This is a genomic window from Streptococcus sp. CL5.50, from assembly GCF_049738015.1.
GTDB classification, from domain to species: domain Bacteria; phylum Bacillota; class Bacilli; order Lactobacillales; family Streptococcaceae; genus Streptococcus; species Streptococcus mitis_CA.
Map to the genome: position 1 here is coordinate 39,853 of NZ_JBKOTR010000009.1, position 14,601 is coordinate 54,453.

At 40.2% G+C, this 14,601-nt stretch carries 17 protein-coding genes; 11 read left to right on the forward strand and 6 right to left on the reverse strand.

The window, feature by feature from the left end; genetic code table 11:
• Nucleotides 1-7: 7 nt before the first annotated feature.
• The 4 genes from ACLNCV_RS07125 to ACLNCV_RS07140 form a co-directional block, all read right to left on the reverse strand.
• A complete protein-coding gene (locus ACLNCV_RS07125; protein WP_000863540.1) occupies nucleotides 8-355 on the reverse strand; it encodes a DUF1831 domain-containing protein in 348 nt (115 codons plus the stop codon).
• 4 nt (nucleotides 356-359) lie between these two features.
• The gene (locus tag ACLNCV_RS07130) at nucleotides 360-1,475 is read right to left on the reverse strand and encodes a cysteine desulfurase family protein (RefSeq protein ID WP_424845038.1); all 1,116 of its coding nucleotides are present in this window, start codon (nucleotides 1,473-1,475) and stop codon (nucleotides 360-362) included.
• Between the two features lie 9 nt (nucleotides 1,476-1,484).
• A complete protein-coding gene (locus ACLNCV_RS07135) occupies nucleotides 1,485-2,444 on the reverse strand; it encodes a ribose-phosphate diphosphokinase (protein ID WP_424845039.1) in 960 nt (319 codons plus the stop codon).
• A 111-nt stretch (nucleotides 2,445-2,555) separates the two neighbouring features.
• Complete coding sequence (locus ACLNCV_RS07140; RefSeq protein WP_424845040.1) at nucleotides 2,556-3,125, reverse strand: CYTH domain-containing protein; 570 nt, start codon at nucleotides 3,123-3,125, stop codon at nucleotides 2,556-2,558.
• A 128-nt stretch (nucleotides 3,126-3,253) separates the two neighbouring features.
• Here ACLNCV_RS07140 and ACLNCV_RS07145 point away from each other — a divergent pair, with 128 nt between their 5' ends.
• From ACLNCV_RS07145 to ACLNCV_RS07195, 11 genes are all read left to right on the forward strand, one after another.
• On the forward strand, nucleotides 3,254-3,925 hold the full coding sequence (locus tag ACLNCV_RS07145) for a GTP pyrophosphokinase (protein WP_000171682.1): 672 nt from the start codon (nucleotides 3,254-3,256) through the stop codon (nucleotides 3,923-3,925).
• A complete protein-coding gene (locus tag ACLNCV_RS07150) occupies nucleotides 3,909-4,727 on the forward strand; it encodes an NAD kinase (protein WP_261028767.1) in 819 nt (272 codons plus the stop codon). Before ACLNCV_RS07145 ends, ACLNCV_RS07150 begins: the two co-directional genes overlap by 17 nt.
• Nucleotides 4,724-5,620, forward strand: a complete 897-nt coding sequence (locus tag ACLNCV_RS07155) for an RluA family pseudouridine synthase (protein WP_261028768.1) — start codon at nucleotides 4,724-4,726, stop codon at nucleotides 5,618-5,620. The genes ACLNCV_RS07150 and ACLNCV_RS07155 overlap by 4 nt, the downstream gene beginning before the upstream one ends.
• 43 nt (nucleotides 5,621-5,663) lie before the next feature.
• Complete coding sequence (gene pta, locus ACLNCV_RS07160) at nucleotides 5,664-6,638, forward strand: phosphate acetyltransferase (RefSeq protein WP_000451580.1); 975 nt, start codon at nucleotides 5,664-5,666, stop codon at nucleotides 6,636-6,638.
• A 188-nt stretch (nucleotides 6,639-6,826) separates the two neighbouring features.
• Complete coding sequence (gene mutY, locus ACLNCV_RS07165; RefSeq protein WP_261028769.1) at nucleotides 6,827-8,002, forward strand: A/G-specific adenine glycosylase; 1,176 nt, start codon at nucleotides 6,827-6,829, stop codon at nucleotides 8,000-8,002.
• Between the two features lie 55 nt (nucleotides 8,003-8,057).
• The gene (yycF, locus tag ACLNCV_RS07170) at nucleotides 8,058-8,765 is read left to right on the forward strand and encodes a response regulator YycF (RefSeq protein WP_000722072.1); all 708 of its coding nucleotides are present in this window, start codon (nucleotides 8,058-8,060) and stop codon (nucleotides 8,763-8,765) included.
• Nucleotides 8,758-10,107, forward strand: a complete 1,350-nt coding sequence (gene vicK, locus ACLNCV_RS07175) for a cell wall metabolism sensor histidine kinase VicK (protein WP_084926525.1) — start codon at nucleotides 8,758-8,760, stop codon at nucleotides 10,105-10,107. The genes yycF and vicK overlap by 8 nt, the downstream gene beginning before the upstream one ends.
• 1 nt (nucleotide 10,108) lies before the next feature.
• Nucleotides 10,109-10,918 (forward strand): MBL fold metallo-hydrolase, encoded by an 810-nt coding sequence (locus ACLNCV_RS07180; RefSeq protein ID WP_004254224.1) that lies wholly within the window; start codon nucleotides 10,109-10,111, stop codon nucleotides 10,916-10,918.
• A gap of 90 nt (nucleotides 10,919-11,008) precedes the next feature.
• Nucleotides 11,009-11,251 (forward strand): type II toxin-antitoxin system RelB family antitoxin, encoded by a 243-nt coding sequence (relB, locus tag ACLNCV_RS07185; RefSeq protein ID WP_000208079.1) that lies wholly within the window; start codon nucleotides 11,009-11,011, stop codon nucleotides 11,249-11,251.
• Between the two features lies 1 nt (nucleotide 11,252).
• Nucleotides 11,253-11,507, forward strand: coding sequence for a type II toxin-antitoxin system RelE family toxin (locus ACLNCV_RS07190; protein ID WP_004254226.1), 255 nt, complete (start codon nucleotides 11,253-11,255; stop codon nucleotides 11,505-11,507).
• Between the two features lie 45 nt (nucleotides 11,508-11,552).
• Nucleotides 11,553-12,326: a potassium channel family protein gene (locus ACLNCV_RS07195; RefSeq protein WP_004254229.1), complete on the forward strand. Its 774-nt coding sequence runs from the start codon at nucleotides 11,553-11,555 to the stop codon at nucleotides 12,324-12,326.
• Nucleotides 12,327-12,363: 37 nt separating this feature from the next.
• Here the strand turns inward: ACLNCV_RS07195 and ACLNCV_RS07200 are convergent, their stop codons facing one another.
• Complete coding sequence (locus tag ACLNCV_RS07200) at nucleotides 12,364-12,711, reverse strand: thioredoxin (protein ID WP_004254233.1); 348 nt, start codon at nucleotides 12,709-12,711, stop codon at nucleotides 12,364-12,366.
• A gap of 111 nt (nucleotides 12,712-12,822) precedes the next feature.
• Nucleotides 12,823-14,541 (reverse strand): phospho-sugar mutase, encoded by a 1,719-nt coding sequence (locus tag ACLNCV_RS07205; RefSeq protein ID WP_004254235.1) that lies wholly within the window; start codon nucleotides 14,539-14,541, stop codon nucleotides 12,823-12,825.
• Nucleotides 14,542-14,601 lie beyond the last annotated feature (60 nt).

Here is a 14,601-nt window from a genome sequence, read left to right on the forward strand (position 1 = left end):
ATGGGACCTATCTTTCCGATTTTGTAAAGACACCACGTTCTACCAAGCTATCCATGAGGAAGTAGAATTTTTCCTGATGAATGTGGTGGTCTTCTGATTTGAAAATATCAACTAGGCGTAGCCCAAACTTGTCAGTGATATTGATTTTAGCACCTGTAAGTTCCTTGTTAATGATGATTTTGAGTTGGAATCCCTCACCGCTGTTCGGAACTTTTTCCAAAAGGCGAGTCAATTCATAGTTACCAACCTTAGTCTCAAAAAAGGTGTTGTCCTTAAGGGTGAATTTCTTAACAGAAGGGCTAAGAGTGTAGTCGTAACGACAATTTTTTAACTGAATGGTTTTTTCAAATGCCATATGGCTAACCTCCGATAATTTCTTTTAAGGTTTTTGCGAGGGTATGTAGGTCTTCAACAGTATTTTGTGGCGACAAACTGATACGAACGGATTCCTTCAAGCGTTCTGAATTTGCCCCGTACATGGCTTCAAGAACATGGCTGGATTGGACAATACCTGCAGTGCAGGCTGAGCCAGTAGAGATTGAAATTCCAGCTAAATCTAGACGAAGGAGTAAGAGGTCATTTTTCTGACCAGGAAATCCAATATTGAGAACATAAGGGAGATGATGTTCTCCTCTATTCAAGTAATATTGAATGCCCTCTAGCTCTGCAAGAAAGGCAGTTTCTAAATTTTGTACATGTTGAAAATGTTCTTCTTGCTGTTTTAGGTCTTCTTTTAGGGCTGCAACCATGCCTATGATGGCAGCCAGATTTTCAGTCCCTGCACGTTTTTTCTGTTCTTGGTCTCCACCATGGAGATAGGAATCAAAGTCCATGCTAGATGCGTAGAGAAAACCGATTCCCTTAGGACCATGGAACTTGTGGGCAGAAGCAGTGAGAAAATCAATGCCCAATTCTTCGGGGTGAATTGGTATTTTACCAATAGCTTGAACTGCATCAACATGATAGGCAGAAGGGTGTTGCTTGAGTATTTGGCCAATTTCAGCAATGGGAAGTAGGTTTCCTGTCTCATTATTAGCAAACATGGTAGAAACCAAAATCGTATCATCACGTAAGGCCTTTTGAATTTGTTGGGCTGTGATTTCTTGATTTTCTGGTTGGATAATGGTTGCTTCAAAACCAAAGTGTTGAACCAAGTAATCAATGGTTTCAAGGACGGCATGGTGCTCAATGGCAGTCGTGATGATATGTTTTCCTTGCTCTTGGTGACGAAGGCAGTAACCAATGATGGCAGTATTGTTGCCTTCAGTCCCACCAGAAGTGAAAAAGATATGTTGAGGTTTTGTCCCCAGTAACTGAGCTAGTTCTTGACGGGCTTCTCTCAAGAGTTTACCAGCTTGACGACCATGACCATGAATACTAGAAGGGTTTCCGTGGGTTTCTTGCATAACCTTGGTCATCGCTGAAATAGCAACTGCTGACATGGGAGTCGTTGCAGCATTGTCCAAATAAATCAAAGAATCACCTTATTTCTTTTTGTTGTAGGCAAAGAGTGGGCTGACTGGTTTTCTTTCGTGGATACGGACGATAGCATCACCAATTAACTCACTAGCAGTGATGTAGCATACGTTTTTAGGAGTTTTTTCTTTTGTTGCTACTGAATCAGTCACAAGAATTTCCTTAATATTAGTATTGTCAAGAAGTTCAGCAGCTCCTTCGACGAAGAGGCCGTGGCTAGAAACAGCATAAATTTCTGTAGCCCCTTCACGTTCAACGATTTTAGCAGCTTCAGAGAAGGTACGTCCTGTATTTAGAATATCGTCAATTAAAATAGCTTTTTTACCTTCAACATCACCGATAATATAACCTTCGTTGCGAGTTGCATCGTCTTGAGGGTAGTCGATAATGGCGATAGGAGCATCAAGATACTCAGCCAAGCTACGAGCACGTTTTACACCTGAATTTTTAGGGCTAACCACGACAACATCTGAACCGAGTATGCCCTTATCGCAGTAATGTTTTGCAAATAGAGGAACTGTATAGAGGTTGTCAACAGGAATATCAAAGAAGCCTTGCACCTGAACAGCATGCAAATCAAGCGTAAGAACACGGTCAACTCCAGCCTTAACTAGCATATTAGCAACTAGTTTAGCTGTAAGTGGCTCACGTGGTGAAGCAATGCGGTCTTGACGTGCATAGCCAAAATATGGAAGGACAACGTTGATACTGTGGGCACTTGCGCGAACACAAGCATCTACCATGATTAACAATTCCATTAGGTGGTTGTTAACAGGGAAACTTGTTGATTGGATGATGTAAACATCATAACCACGGACACTTTCTTCTATATTCACTTGGATTTCTCCGTCTGAAAATTGACGTGATGATAGTTTTCCAAGTGGGACACCAACAGCTTGAGCAATTTTCTGTGCTATCTCTTGGTTAGAGTTGAGTGCGAAAAGTTTCATGTTTTTTCTATCTGACATTATAGACCGTCCTCTGTAAACTTTTTAAATCCTAGCCATATCTGCCTAGCCTATATGAGCAGGGATTTTTGTATTTTATCTTTTCTATTTTACCAAAAAATAGAGATTATTTCAGCTATTTTTCATGCTTTTGACAAATCGGACCAATTTTGAGGGAGCTTTTTGATAAGCAATCTGATTTTCCTCTAAAAATTGCTGGAAATCTTGTTTCCCTTGCTCGTGATTCTCAACTTCAAGCTCTAATTCGTAATCTGTAATATCAAAGTACTGACTTTCATCCAGCGCCATGAGACCAATAGCTGTTTGCATTTCATAGCGAAGTGTCGTTAGACAACCAAGGATCTGCCATTCACTTGTTTTAATACCATGTTTCGCCAATTCATTAAGAACCAGTCCCTGAGGAAGTTCTTTATTGCTCAGATAGTTTTCAGCATCTTTTAGTTGCAATTTTTGATTGTATTCCATGTTTCCGATATTTTGAGGGACTTTGAGTGTCAATTCTGCCCAGTCTTCAAAAGTACGAATGCGCATAGCAACTTTCTTTTCTCGAAGTTCAAAATTAGGCGTGTCGATGTAGTAATTTTTTTGAAAAACAGGAGTGACGTCTGTGAACTGGTCTTTTAGACGATTGTATTCATCTTTTTTCAAGAGTGTTTTCAATTCAATTTCTAAATGTTTCATTTTTCTTACCTTTTCTTTATCGTTGAAAGCGGATTATATGATATAATAGCATTGTATTTATTGTATATGAATCTGGAGAAAAAATCAAAGATATTTTTGAAGGATAATATGAGAACAAGGGAGAATATATGACCTTAGAATGGGAAGAATTTCTAGATCCTTACATTCAAGCTGTTGGTGAGTTAAAGATTAAACTACGTGGTATTCGTAAGCAATATCGCAAGCAAAATAAGCATTCTCCGATTGAGTTTGTGACTGGTCGAGTCAAGCCAATTGAAAGTATCAAGGAAAAAATGGCTCGACGTGGTATTACTTATGCGACCTTAGAGCACGATTTGCAAGATATTGCTGGTTTACGTGTGATGGTTCAGTTTGTAGATGACGTTAAGGAAGTAGTGGAGATTTTGCGCAAACGTCAGGATATGCGGATCATACAGGAGCGAGATTACATTACTCATCGAAAAGCATCAGGCTACCGTTCCTATCACGTGGTAGTAGAATATACGGTTGATACCATTAATGGAGCCAAGACCATTTTGGCGGAAATTCAAATTCGTACCTTAGCCATGAATTTTTGGGCAACGATAGAACATTCTCTCAACTACAAGTATCAAGGGGATTTCCCAGAGGAGATTAAGAAGCGGCTGGAAATCACGGCCAAGATTGCCCATCAGTTGGATGAAGAAATGGGTAAAATTCGTGATGATATCCAAGAAGCCCAGGCTCTTTTTGATCCTTTGAGTAGAAAATTAAATGACGGTGTAGGAAACAGTGACGATACAGATGAAGAATACAGGTAAACGAATTGACCTGATAGCCAATAGAAAACCGCAGAGTCAAAGGGTTTTGTATGAATTGCGAGATCGTTTGAAGAGAAATCAGTTTATACTCAATGATACCAATCCGGATATCGTTATTTCCATTGGTGGGGATGGCATGCTCTTGTCGGCCTTTCATAAGTACGAAAACCAGCTTGACAAGGTCCGCTTCATTGGTGTTCACACTGGACATTTGGGCTTCTATACGGACTACCGTGATTTTGAGTTGGACAAGCTAGTGACTAATTTGCAGCTAGATACCGGAGCAAGAGTCTCTTACCCTGTTCTGAATGTGAAGGTCTTTCTTGAAAATGGTGAAGTGAAGATTTTTAGAGCACTAAATGAAGCCAGTATCCGCAGGTCTGATCGAACCATGGTGGCGGATATTGTAATCAATGGTGTTCCCTTTGAACGTTTTCGTGGAGATGGGCTAACAGTTTCGACCCCGACTGGTAGTACAGCCTATAACAAGTCGCTCGGTGGAGCTGTCTTACACCCTACCATTGAAGCTCTTCAGTTGACGGAAATTGCCAGCCTTAACAATCGTGTTTATCGAACGCTGGGTTCATCTATTATTGTTCCTAAGAAGGATAAGATTGAACTCATCCCAACGAGAAACGATTACCATACTATTTCGGTTGACAATAGCGTTTATTCTTTCCGTAATATTGAGCGTATCGAGTATCAAATTGACCATTATAAGATTCACTTCGTCGCGTCGCCGAGCCATACCAGTTTCTGGAATCGTGTTAAGGATGCTTTTATCGGCGAGGTGGATGAATGAGGTTTGAATTTATCGCAGATGAGCATGTCAAGGTTAAGACCTTCTTAAAAAAGCACGAGGTTTCTAAGGGGCTGCTAGCTAAGATTAAGTTTCGAGGCGGAGCTATTCTGGTCAATGATCAACCACAAAATGCGACGTATCTATTGGATATTGGAGACCGAGTTACCATTGATATTCCCGCTGAGGAAGGTTTTGAAACTCTCGAAGCTATCGAGAGACCATTAGATATTCTCTATGAGGATGACCATTTTCTGGTCTTAAATAAACCCTATGGAGTGGCTTCTATTCCTAGTGTTAATCACTCCAATACCATCGCTAATTTTATCAAGGGTTACTACGTCAAGCAAAATTACGAAAATCAGCAGGTTCACATTGTGACCAGACTTGATAGAGATACTTCTGGCTTGATGCTCTTTGCTAAGCACGGCTATGCCCACGCACGATTAGACAAGCAGTTGCAGAAGAAGTCCATTGAAAAACGCTACTTTGCTTTGGTTAAAGGTGATGGACACTTGGAGTCAGAGGGGGAAATTATTGCTCCGATTGCGCGTGATGAAGATTCCATTATTACCAGACGTGTAGCTAAAGGTGGAAAGTATGCTCATACTTCTTACAAGATTGTAGCATCTTATGGGAATATTCACTTGGTAGACATTTGCCTGCACACTGGTCGAACCCACCAAATACGAGTCCATTTTTCTCATATTGGTTTCCCTTTGTTGGGCGATGACTTGTACGGAGGTAGTCTGGATGACGGTATTCAACGTCAGGCCCTGCATTGCCATTTCCTATCCTTTTATCATCCATTTTTAGAGCAAGACTTGCAGTTAGAAAGTCCCTTGCCGGATGATTTCAGTAACCTTATTACCCAGTTATCAACTAATACTCTATAAAAACTGATTCAGAGTATAATTATTATTTTAAAGGAGAAAACTCATGGAAGTTTTTGAAAGTCTCAAAGCCAACTTGGTTGGTAAAAATGCTCGTATCGTTCTCCCTGAAGGGGAAGAACCTCGTATTCTTCAAGCGACTAAACGCCTGGTAAAAGAAACAGAAGTGATTCCTGTTTTGCTTGGAAATCCTGAAAAAATTAAAATTTATCTTGAAATTGAAGGGATCATGGATGGTTATGAAGTCATTGACCCTCAACATTATCCTCAATTTGAAGAAATGGTTGCTGCCCTGGTGGAGCGTCGCAAGGGCAAAATGTCTGAAGAAGATGCACGCAAGGTTTTGGTTGAAGATGTCAACTATTTTGGTGTTATGTTGGTTTACTTGGGCTTGGTTGATGGAATGGTGTCAGGAGCGATTCACTCAACAGCTTCAACAGTTCGTCCAGCTCTTCAAATCATCAAAACTCGTCCAAATGTAACGCGTACTTCAGGTGCCTTCCTCATGGTTCGTGGTACGGAACGTTACCTATTTGGTGACTGTGCCATCAACATTAATCCAGACGCAGAAGCTTTGGCTGAAATTGCCATCAACTCAGCAATTACAGCTAAGATGTTTGGCATCGAACCTAAAATTGCTATGCTAAGCTATTCTACTAAAGGTTCAGGATTTGGAGAAAGCGTTGATAAGGTTGTTGAAGCAACTAAAATTGCTCACGACTTGCGTCCTGACCTTGAAATCGATGGGGAGTTGCAATTTGATGCAGCCTTTGTTCCTGAAACTGCAGCTCTGAAAGCTCCTGGAAGTACGGTAGCTGGTCAAGCAAATGTCTTCATCTTCCCAGGTATCGAGGCAGGAAATATCGGTTACAAGATGGCTGAACGTCTTGGTGGTTTTGCAGCTGTAGGACCTGTTTTGCAAGGTTTGAACAAACCAGTTAACGACCTTTCTCGTGGATGTAATGCAGATGATGTTTACAAGTTAACCCTTATCACAGCAGCTCAAGCAGTTCATCAATAAGATTTAGTCCTCTTTCCCTTGGGAAGAGGCTTTTTATACTCAATGAAAATCAAAGAGCAAACTAGGAAACTAGCCGCAGGCTGTACTTGAGTACGGCAAGGCGACGTTGACGTGGTTTGAATTTGATTTTCGAAGAGTATTAATACTAGGAAAAGGACAGTTAGAATCTTCTGTGTTATACTAGAGATATGTTAGATTTGAAAGAATACGGTATCGTCATGTGGCCGGATGAGAAGATTGTTTCTTTCCGTGAGAAACTTCTTGCCTGGTATGATGAAAACAAAAGAGATTTACCCTGGCGTAGAAGTAAAAATCCTTATCATATCTGGGTTTCTGAAATTATGCTCCAGCAGACTAGGGTGGATACGGTTATTCCCTATTACGAACGATTCTTGGACTGGTTTCCAACAGTGGAAAATTTGGCGAATGCGCCTGAAGAATGTTTGTTGAAGGCTTGGGAAGGTTTGGGTTACTATTCTCGAGTTCGTAATATGCAGGCTGCGGCCCAGCAGATTATGGCTGACTTTGGTGGTCAATTTCCAAACACCTATGAAGGAATTTCCAGCTTGAAAGGTATTGGTCCTTACACTGCAGGAGCGATTTCCAGTATTGCTTTTAATTTGCCTGAGCCGGCTGTAGATGGTAATGTCATGCGGGTCTTGGCGCGTCTATTTGAAGTTAATCACGATATTGGGATTCCTAGCAATCGAAAGATTTTCCAAGCCATGATGGAAATCCTGATTGACCCAGAACGGCCAGGTGACTTTAATCAAGCCTTGATGGACTTGGGATCTGATATTGAGGCTCCTGTAAATCCCAGACCAGAAGAAAGCCCAGTTAAGGACTTTAGTGCGGCATATCAGAATGGAAGCATGGACCGTTATCCAATTAAGGCTCCAAAGAAAAAGCCAATTCCCATTTATCTTAAAGCCTTAGTTGTGAAAAATTCTCAGGGACAATTTTTACTTGAAAAAAATGAAAGTGAAAAGCTATTGGCAGGTTTTTGGCATTTCCCACTGGTAGAAGTAGATAACTTTTCGCAAGAGGAGCAGTTTGACCTCTTTCATCAGGTTGCGGAAGAAAGTGTGAACTTTGGTCCCAGTCCAGAGGAGAGTTTTCAGCAGGACTATGACTTAGATGTTGATTGGCTTGATGTTTATTTTGAGACTGTCAAGCATATCTTTAGCCATCGCAAGTGGCATGTTCAAATTGTAGCAGGTCAGGTGACTGACTTCCATGATTTTTCAGATAGAGAAGTTCGCTGGCTTTCACCAGAAGAATTCAAGAATGTTCCACTTGCCAAACCCCAACAAAAAATCTGGCAGGCTTATGCAAAAGCCAACTTAGACAGTAGCAAAGATTAGCTATTGTGTCTTCTTGTTATTTTTTTGGTATAATAGTAGAGAAAAAGGTGAACAAATGAAAAAAATATTAATTGTAGATGATGAGAAACCAATCTCGGATATTATCAAGTTTAATATGACCAAGGAAGGTTACGAGGTTGTAACTGCTTTTAACGGTCGTGAAGCGCTAGAGCAATTTGAAGCAGAGCAACCAGATATTATTATTCTGGATTTGATGCTTCCCGAAATTGATGGCTTAGAAGTTGCTAAGACTATTCGCAAGACTAGTAGTGTGCCTATTATCATGCTTTCAGCTAAGGATAGCGAATTTGATAAGGTTATCGGTTTAGAGCTTGGTGCAGATGACTATGTAACCAAACCCTTCTCAAATCGTGAGTTGCAGGCGCGTGTCAAAGCCCTTCTTCGTCGCACGGACTTGGTTTCTGTAGATAATCAAGAATCAGATGAAAAGAAAACCCAACCCTTGCAAATTGGGGACTTGGAGATTGTACCAGATGCTTATGTAGCTAAAAAATACGGTGAAGAACTAGATTTAACTCATCGTGAATTTGAGCTTTTGTATCACTTGGCTTCTCATATCGGTCAAGTAATTACGCGAGAACACTTACTTGAAACGGTCTGGGGTTACGATTATTTCGGAGATGTTCGAACAGTTGACGTAACTATCAGACGTTTGCGTGAGAAGATTGAAGATACACCAAGTCGTCCAGAGTATATCCTAACACGTCGCGGTGTTGGTTATTATATGAGAAATAATGATTGAATTTATTAGAAAAAATATTCTTACTAGTGATTTTATCTTCATTTTAATTTTATTGGGTTTTATCTTGATTGTTACCTTACTTTTGCTAGAAAATCGGCGAGATAATATTCGGTTGAAGCAAATTAATCAAAAAGTTAAAGACCTGATTGCAGGAGATTATTCTCAGGTATTGGATATGCAGGGAAGCTCTGAAATCACTAATATTACCAATAATCTCAATGATTTATCAGAAGTAATCCGTTTGACCCAAGAAAATCTGGAACAAGAGAGTAAACGATTGCACAGTATCCTCTCATACATGACAGACGGAGTCCTTGCGACCAATCGTCGTGGCAAGATTACTATGATTAATGACATGGCTAAGAAACAGCTAGGTGTTCAGAAAGAAGAGGTTCTCAATAAAAGTATTCTAGAATTGCTTAAGATTGAAGATGAGTATGAACTTCGTGATTTGATTACCCAAGTTCCTGAGCTTATGATTGATTCTCAGGATGCCAATGGTGAGTATTTGAGCCTTCGTGTACGTTTTGCCTTGGTCCGTCGTGAGTCTGGCTTTATCTCAGGTTTGGTTGCTGTTTTGCATGATACGACGGAGCAGGAGAAGGAAGAACGGGAACGGAGACTCTTTGTTTCTAATGTTAGTCATGAGTTACGAACTCCTTTGACTAGCGTAAAATCCTATCTTGAAGCTTTGGATGAGGGGGCCTTGTCAGAACCTGTCGCGCCAGACTTTATTAAGGTGTCTCTAGATGAAACCAACCGTATGATGAGGATGGTGACGGATCTCCTCCATCTTTCACGTATTGATAATGCAACCAGTCACCTAGATGTGGAATTGATCAATTTCACTGCCTTTATTACCTTTATCCTCAACCGTTTTGATCAGATAAGAGGGCAGGACGAAGAGAAGAAATACGAACTGGTGAGAGATTACCCCATTACCTCAGTTTGGATAGAGATTGATACAGATAAGATGACACAGGTGATTGATAATATTCTTAACAATGCAATCAAGTATTCTCCAGATGGTGGGAAAATCACAGTGACCATGAAGACAACTGATGATCAGATGATTTTATCCATTTCAGACCAAGGATTGGGGATACCAAAGCAAGATTTACCACGTATCTTTGACCGTTTTTATCGTGTGGATCGTGCTAGAAGTCGTGCCCAAGGTGGTACTGGTTTAGGACTAGCTATTGCTAAAGAGATTATCAAACAACATGATGGCTTTATTTGGGCCAAGAGTGAATACGGTAAGGGTTCAACCTTTACCATTGTACTCCCTTATGATAAGGATGCAGTAAAAGAAGAAGTATGGGAGGATGAAGTAGAAGACTAGAATGAGTGAAACAGGCTTTAAATACAGTATTTTAGCGTCGGGTTCCAGTGGAAATTCCTTTTATCTGGAAACCCCAAAAAAGAAACTTTTAGTGGATGCAGGCTTGTCGGGCAAGAAAATTACCAGCTTACTTGCTGAAATAAATCGCAAACCAGAGGACTTGGATGCCATCTTGATTACGCATGAGCATTCTGACCATATTCATGGAGTGGGTGTTTTGGCTCGCAAGTATGGTATGGATTTGTACGCCAATGAAAAGACCTGGCAGGCTATGGAAAATAGCAAGTATCTTGGCAAGGTGGATGCCTCGCAAAAGCATATTTTTGAAATGGGCAAAACCAAAACATTTGGAGATATTGATATTGAGAGTTTTGGTGTTAGCCATGATGCGGTCGCACCGCAGTTCTATCGCTTTATGAAGGATGACAAGAGTTTTGTCCTTTTGACAGATACAGGTTATGTTAGTGACCGTATGGCAGGAATTGTCGAGAATGCAGATGGCTATCTTATCGAGTCCAACCATGATGTAGAGATTTTGCGAGCAGGTTCTTACGCTTGGCGACTCAAACAACGAATCCTATCGGATCTGGGTCACCTTTCTAACGAGGACGGTGCTGAAGCTATGATTCGGACGCTAGGAAATCGCACTAAGAAAATCTATCTTGGTCACTTGTCTAAGGAAAACAATATCAAGGAACTGGCTCACATGACCATGGTCAATCAGCTGGCGCAAGCTGATTTGGGAGTTGGAATAGACTTTAAAGTATATGATACTTCACCAGATACAGCAACACCATTGACAGATATATAGAGAGAACGCTAAGAAGGTGTTCTTTTTATATTGACTGAACACCTAAAAAGTAATACAATGGTGTTACTATTAAAAAAGGGAGTGCAAAAGATGACTACTATTACATTAAAAGTTTCTGAAGCTGATAAAACATTTATGAAAGCAATGGCTAAGTTTGAAGGAGTTTCCCTGTCGGAACTTATCCGCACCAAAACTCTTGAAGCTCTAGAAGATGAATACGATGCTCGTGTGGCAGATTTAGCCTATCAAGAGTATTTAGAAGACTTGGAAAAAGGAGTTGAACCCATTACTTGGGAAGAAATGATGCATGATTTAGGCTTGGAGGATGAATAATTTGTATAAATTAGTTCCAACAAGACGTTTCATCAAGCAATTGAAAAAATTGGATCGTTATACGCAGAAGATAATTACAAACTATTTACAAACCAATGTTTTGGAAGACCCGAGACGACACGGAAAGGCTTTGGTTGGTAATCGCGTTGGTCAATGGCGCTATAGAATTGGTAATTATCGAGTTATCGTACAAATTGTAGATGATGAAGTAGTCATTGCTACTTTAGAAGTTGGTCATCGGAGAGATATTTATTGAATTAAAGTTGAGTAATAACAGTATAGAAAGTGAGGAGAGTAAAATTTGAAGAAAAAATGGTTTTTTGCAGATTATTATGATACAACAATTATTTTACTTGCTTTAATCTCTGTTATTCTGGTATTACTTGGATTTGCTGAGATGATTGATTTAGACAGTCCTCCATACAGTATTATTGACTTACAACTTTGGTTTGTGTTTGTGGTAGATTATGGTTGGCGGTTCTTTTCAAGTAAAGCAAAATGGAGGTTTATAATTGAAAATATCTTTGATCTGCTAGCTATCCTGCCTTTAAATGCTATTTTTACAGTATTTCGATTAGGGCGTATCTTCCGCTTAGCAAGGTTGACAAAATTACTGAAACTGACTCGTTTACTTAGAATAATTGGACTTACAGGTAAATTAGAAAGAAAAATTAGTAGATTCTTACGGACAAATGGCCTGATTTATATCTTGTATGTTAATATCTTTATTGTGCTAGTAGGAAGTTCAATTTTATCTGTAGTTGAAGAGAAATCCTTCTCAGATAGTCTTTGGTGGGCTCTTGTGACAGTAACTACTGTTGGTTATGGTGATATTGTTCCAATTTCACTTTTTGGGAAATGGATAGCTGTTTTATTAATGTTGGTAGGGATTGGTACAATAGGAATGTTAACAAGTGCCTTGACGAACTTTTTTGTAAAAGATAATCCAGATGAACAGATAAAACTTGATAAACTTAAAGACGAATTATCGAGCCAAAGAATATTAATAGAGAAACAATCTGAGAAAATCGAAGAACTGCATCGGATGATACAAGATTTGCTTGAAAAAACGTAATTTTGACCATTTAAAAACCACTCGATGAGTGGCTTTTTTACAATCCAGCGAAATCTTTGATTTCTTGTGCTGACATTGAAGAGTCGCAACGGACATTGATTTGTCCATCCGCAATGTGAACAAATCCTGGTACAGTTGGGATTCCGTAGCGTGAGCGGAATGCTTGCAACTCATTGAGTTGGCTTGGTTCTTCACTATTGATGAAGTAGATGTGGGCTTTGGTTTCAGCTACGACACCTGCCAAAGTACCTGCAAATTTACGGCAGTAAGGGCAAGTTTTGCGACCAATAAAGAAGGTTGCAGTTTCTTTTTTATCAAGAGCTTCTTGCGCACGCGCAACTGTAGTGACTTCAAGGTTTTTGATATTATCTAAAAATTGTTCCATGAGATTACCTCGCTTTCATTGATAAGTCTAGTATGCCATAAAGTTTCTAAAATTGCTTAGATTTGATACGAAAAAAAGATGAGATTAGTTAGTCTCATCTTTTATAGGACCTTATTTTACAAAAGCATTAATTTCTGCTTCAATGTTAGCAATCTTAGCTTGTGATTCTTCGTTTGTTTCACCTACAACTGCAATGTAGAACTTGATTTTTGGTTCTGTACCTGAAGGGCGAACGGCAATCCATGAACCGTCAGCAAGTGTGTATTTCAACACATCACTTGGAGGAGTTGTTAAGTTTGTAACGGTACCGTCAGCAGCAGTAGCAGTTTGTGCCTTGAAGTCTTCTACGACAGTGATAGCTGTTGTGTTCCATTCTTTTGGAGCGTTGTTACGGAATTTAGCCATAATCGCTTTGATTTGTTCAGCACCATCGACGCCAGAAAGGGTAACAGAGATAGTCTTTTCAGCGTAGTAGCCGTACTCTTTGTAGATTTCTTCGATACCGTCTGCAAGTGTCAAACCACGTGAACGGTAGTAGGCAGCAAGTTCAGCAACGACAAGGACGGCTTGGATTGCATCTTTATCACGTACAAATGGTTTAATCAAGTAACCGAAGCTTTCTTCAAATCCCATCATGTAAGTGTGATTGTGTTTTTCTTCGAATTCTTGGATTTTTTCAGCGATGAATTTGAAACCAGTCAAGACGTTGAACATAGTTGCGCCGTAGCTTTCAGCAATCTTCGTTACCAAGTCAGTTGATACGATAGATTTACATAGGGCTGCATTTTCTGGAAGAGTTCCAGCATTTTTGTGGGCTTCCAAGATGTATTTAGCCATGATAGCACCGATTTGGTTACCTGAAAGGTTGAGGTAGCTACCATCTTTTTGAAGAACTTCAACACCAACACGGTCAGCATCAGGGTCAGTTGCCACAAGAACATCTGCACCAACTTGACGACCAAGTTCTTCAGCAAGGGCAAAGGCTGCTTGGCTTTCTGGGTTTGGAGATTTTACAGTTGAGAAGTCTGGGTCAGCAGTTGCTTGCGCTTCAACGACTTGAACAGAGTCAAATCCTGCTTGGGCAAGAGCGCGACGAGCCAACATTTCACCAGTACCATGAAGTGGTGTGTAGACAATTTTCATGTCTTTACCAAATTCTTCAATCAAGGCTGGGTTGATGTTTACGTCCTTAACTTCTTTGAGGTATTCAACATCGACAGCTTCGCCGATAACTTCAATCAAGCCAGAAGCTTTTTCAGCTTCCACATCAGCAACTTCTACAGCAAATGGATTTTCGATTGCACGGATATATGTAGTCAAAGCGTCTGCGTCGTGTGGAGGCATTTGTCCACCGTCTTCACCGTAAACCTTGTATCCGTTAAATGGTGCAGGGTTATGACTGGCTGTGACCATGATACCCGCAAAACAGTTGAGGTGACGAACTGCAAATGATAGTTCTGGAGTTGGACGAAGGCTTTCAAATACGTAAGATTTGATGCCGTGTTTAGCAAGAACTGCCGCAGATTCAAAGGCAAACTCAGGTGAGAAGTGACGGCTATCGTAGGCAATTGCTACACCGCGTTCTTTTTCGTTTCCACCTTTTGACTCAATCAAACGAGCCAATCCTTCAGTAGCTTGGCGAACAACGTAGATGTTGATACGGTTTGTACCCGCACCAATCAAGCCACGCATACCTGCAGTACCAAATTCAAGATTTGTATAGAAGGCATCTTCCTTAGTTTTTTCATCCATATTTTCTAAATCTTGACGAAGGTAGTCAGGAAGTTCCGCAAAATCAACCCATTTCTGGTAATTTTCTTGGTAAGACATTGAAATTCTCCTTTTTGTAAATTGTTTTAACCGTTCACATTATAGCATTTTTTAGCATTT

What these genes read in the sequence shown, in the direction of transcription:
- ACLNCV_RS07125 (WP_000863540.1), bottom strand. Translation starts at nt 355, where the DNA reads ATGGCATTTGAAAAAACCATTCAGTTAAAAAATTGTCGTTACGACTAC.
- ACLNCV_RS07135 (WP_424845039.1), bottom strand. Translation starts at nt 2,444, where the DNA reads ATGTCAGATAGAAAAAACATGAAACTTTTCGCACTCAACTCTAACCAA.
- ACLNCV_RS07140 (WP_424845040.1), bottom strand. Translation starts at nt 3,125, where the DNA reads ATGAAACATTTAGAAATTGAATTGAAAACACTCTTGAAAAAAGATGAA.
- ACLNCV_RS07145 (WP_000171682.1), top strand. Translation starts at nt 3,254, where the DNA reads ATGACCTTAGAATGGGAAGAATTTCTAGATCCTTACATTCAAGCTGTT.
- ACLNCV_RS07150 (WP_261028767.1), top strand. Translation starts at nt 3,909, where the DNA reads ATGAAGAATACAGGTAAACGAATTGACCTGATAGCCAATAGAAAACCG.
- ACLNCV_RS07155 (WP_261028768.1), top strand. Translation starts at nt 4,724, where the DNA reads ATGAGGTTTGAATTTATCGCAGATGAGCATGTCAAGGTTAAGACCTTC.
- pta (WP_000451580.1), top strand. Translation starts at nt 5,664, where the DNA reads ATGGAAGTTTTTGAAAGTCTCAAAGCCAACTTGGTTGGTAAAAATGCT.
- mutY (WP_261028769.1), top strand. Translation starts at nt 6,827, where the DNA reads ATGTTAGATTTGAAAGAATACGGTATCGTCATGTGGCCGGATGAGAAG.
- yycF (WP_000722072.1), top strand. Translation starts at nt 8,058, where the DNA reads ATGAAAAAAATATTAATTGTAGATGATGAGAAACCAATCTCGGATATT.
- vicK (WP_084926525.1), top strand. Translation starts at nt 8,758, where the DNA reads ATGATTGAATTTATTAGAAAAAATATTCTTACTAGTGATTTTATCTTC.
- ACLNCV_RS07180 (WP_004254224.1), top strand. Translation starts at nt 10,109, where the DNA reads ATGAGTGAAACAGGCTTTAAATACAGTATTTTAGCGTCGGGTTCCAGT.
- relB (WP_000208079.1), top strand. Translation starts at nt 11,009, where the DNA reads ATGACTACTATTACATTAAAAGTTTCTGAAGCTGATAAAACATTTATG.
- ACLNCV_RS07200 (WP_004254233.1), bottom strand. Translation starts at nt 12,711, where the DNA reads ATGGAACAATTTTTAGATAATATCAAAAACCTTGAAGTCACTACAGTT.
- ACLNCV_RS07205 (WP_004254235.1), bottom strand. Translation starts at nt 14,541, where the DNA reads ATGTCTTACCAAGAAAATTACCAGAAATGGGTTGATTTTGCGGAACTT.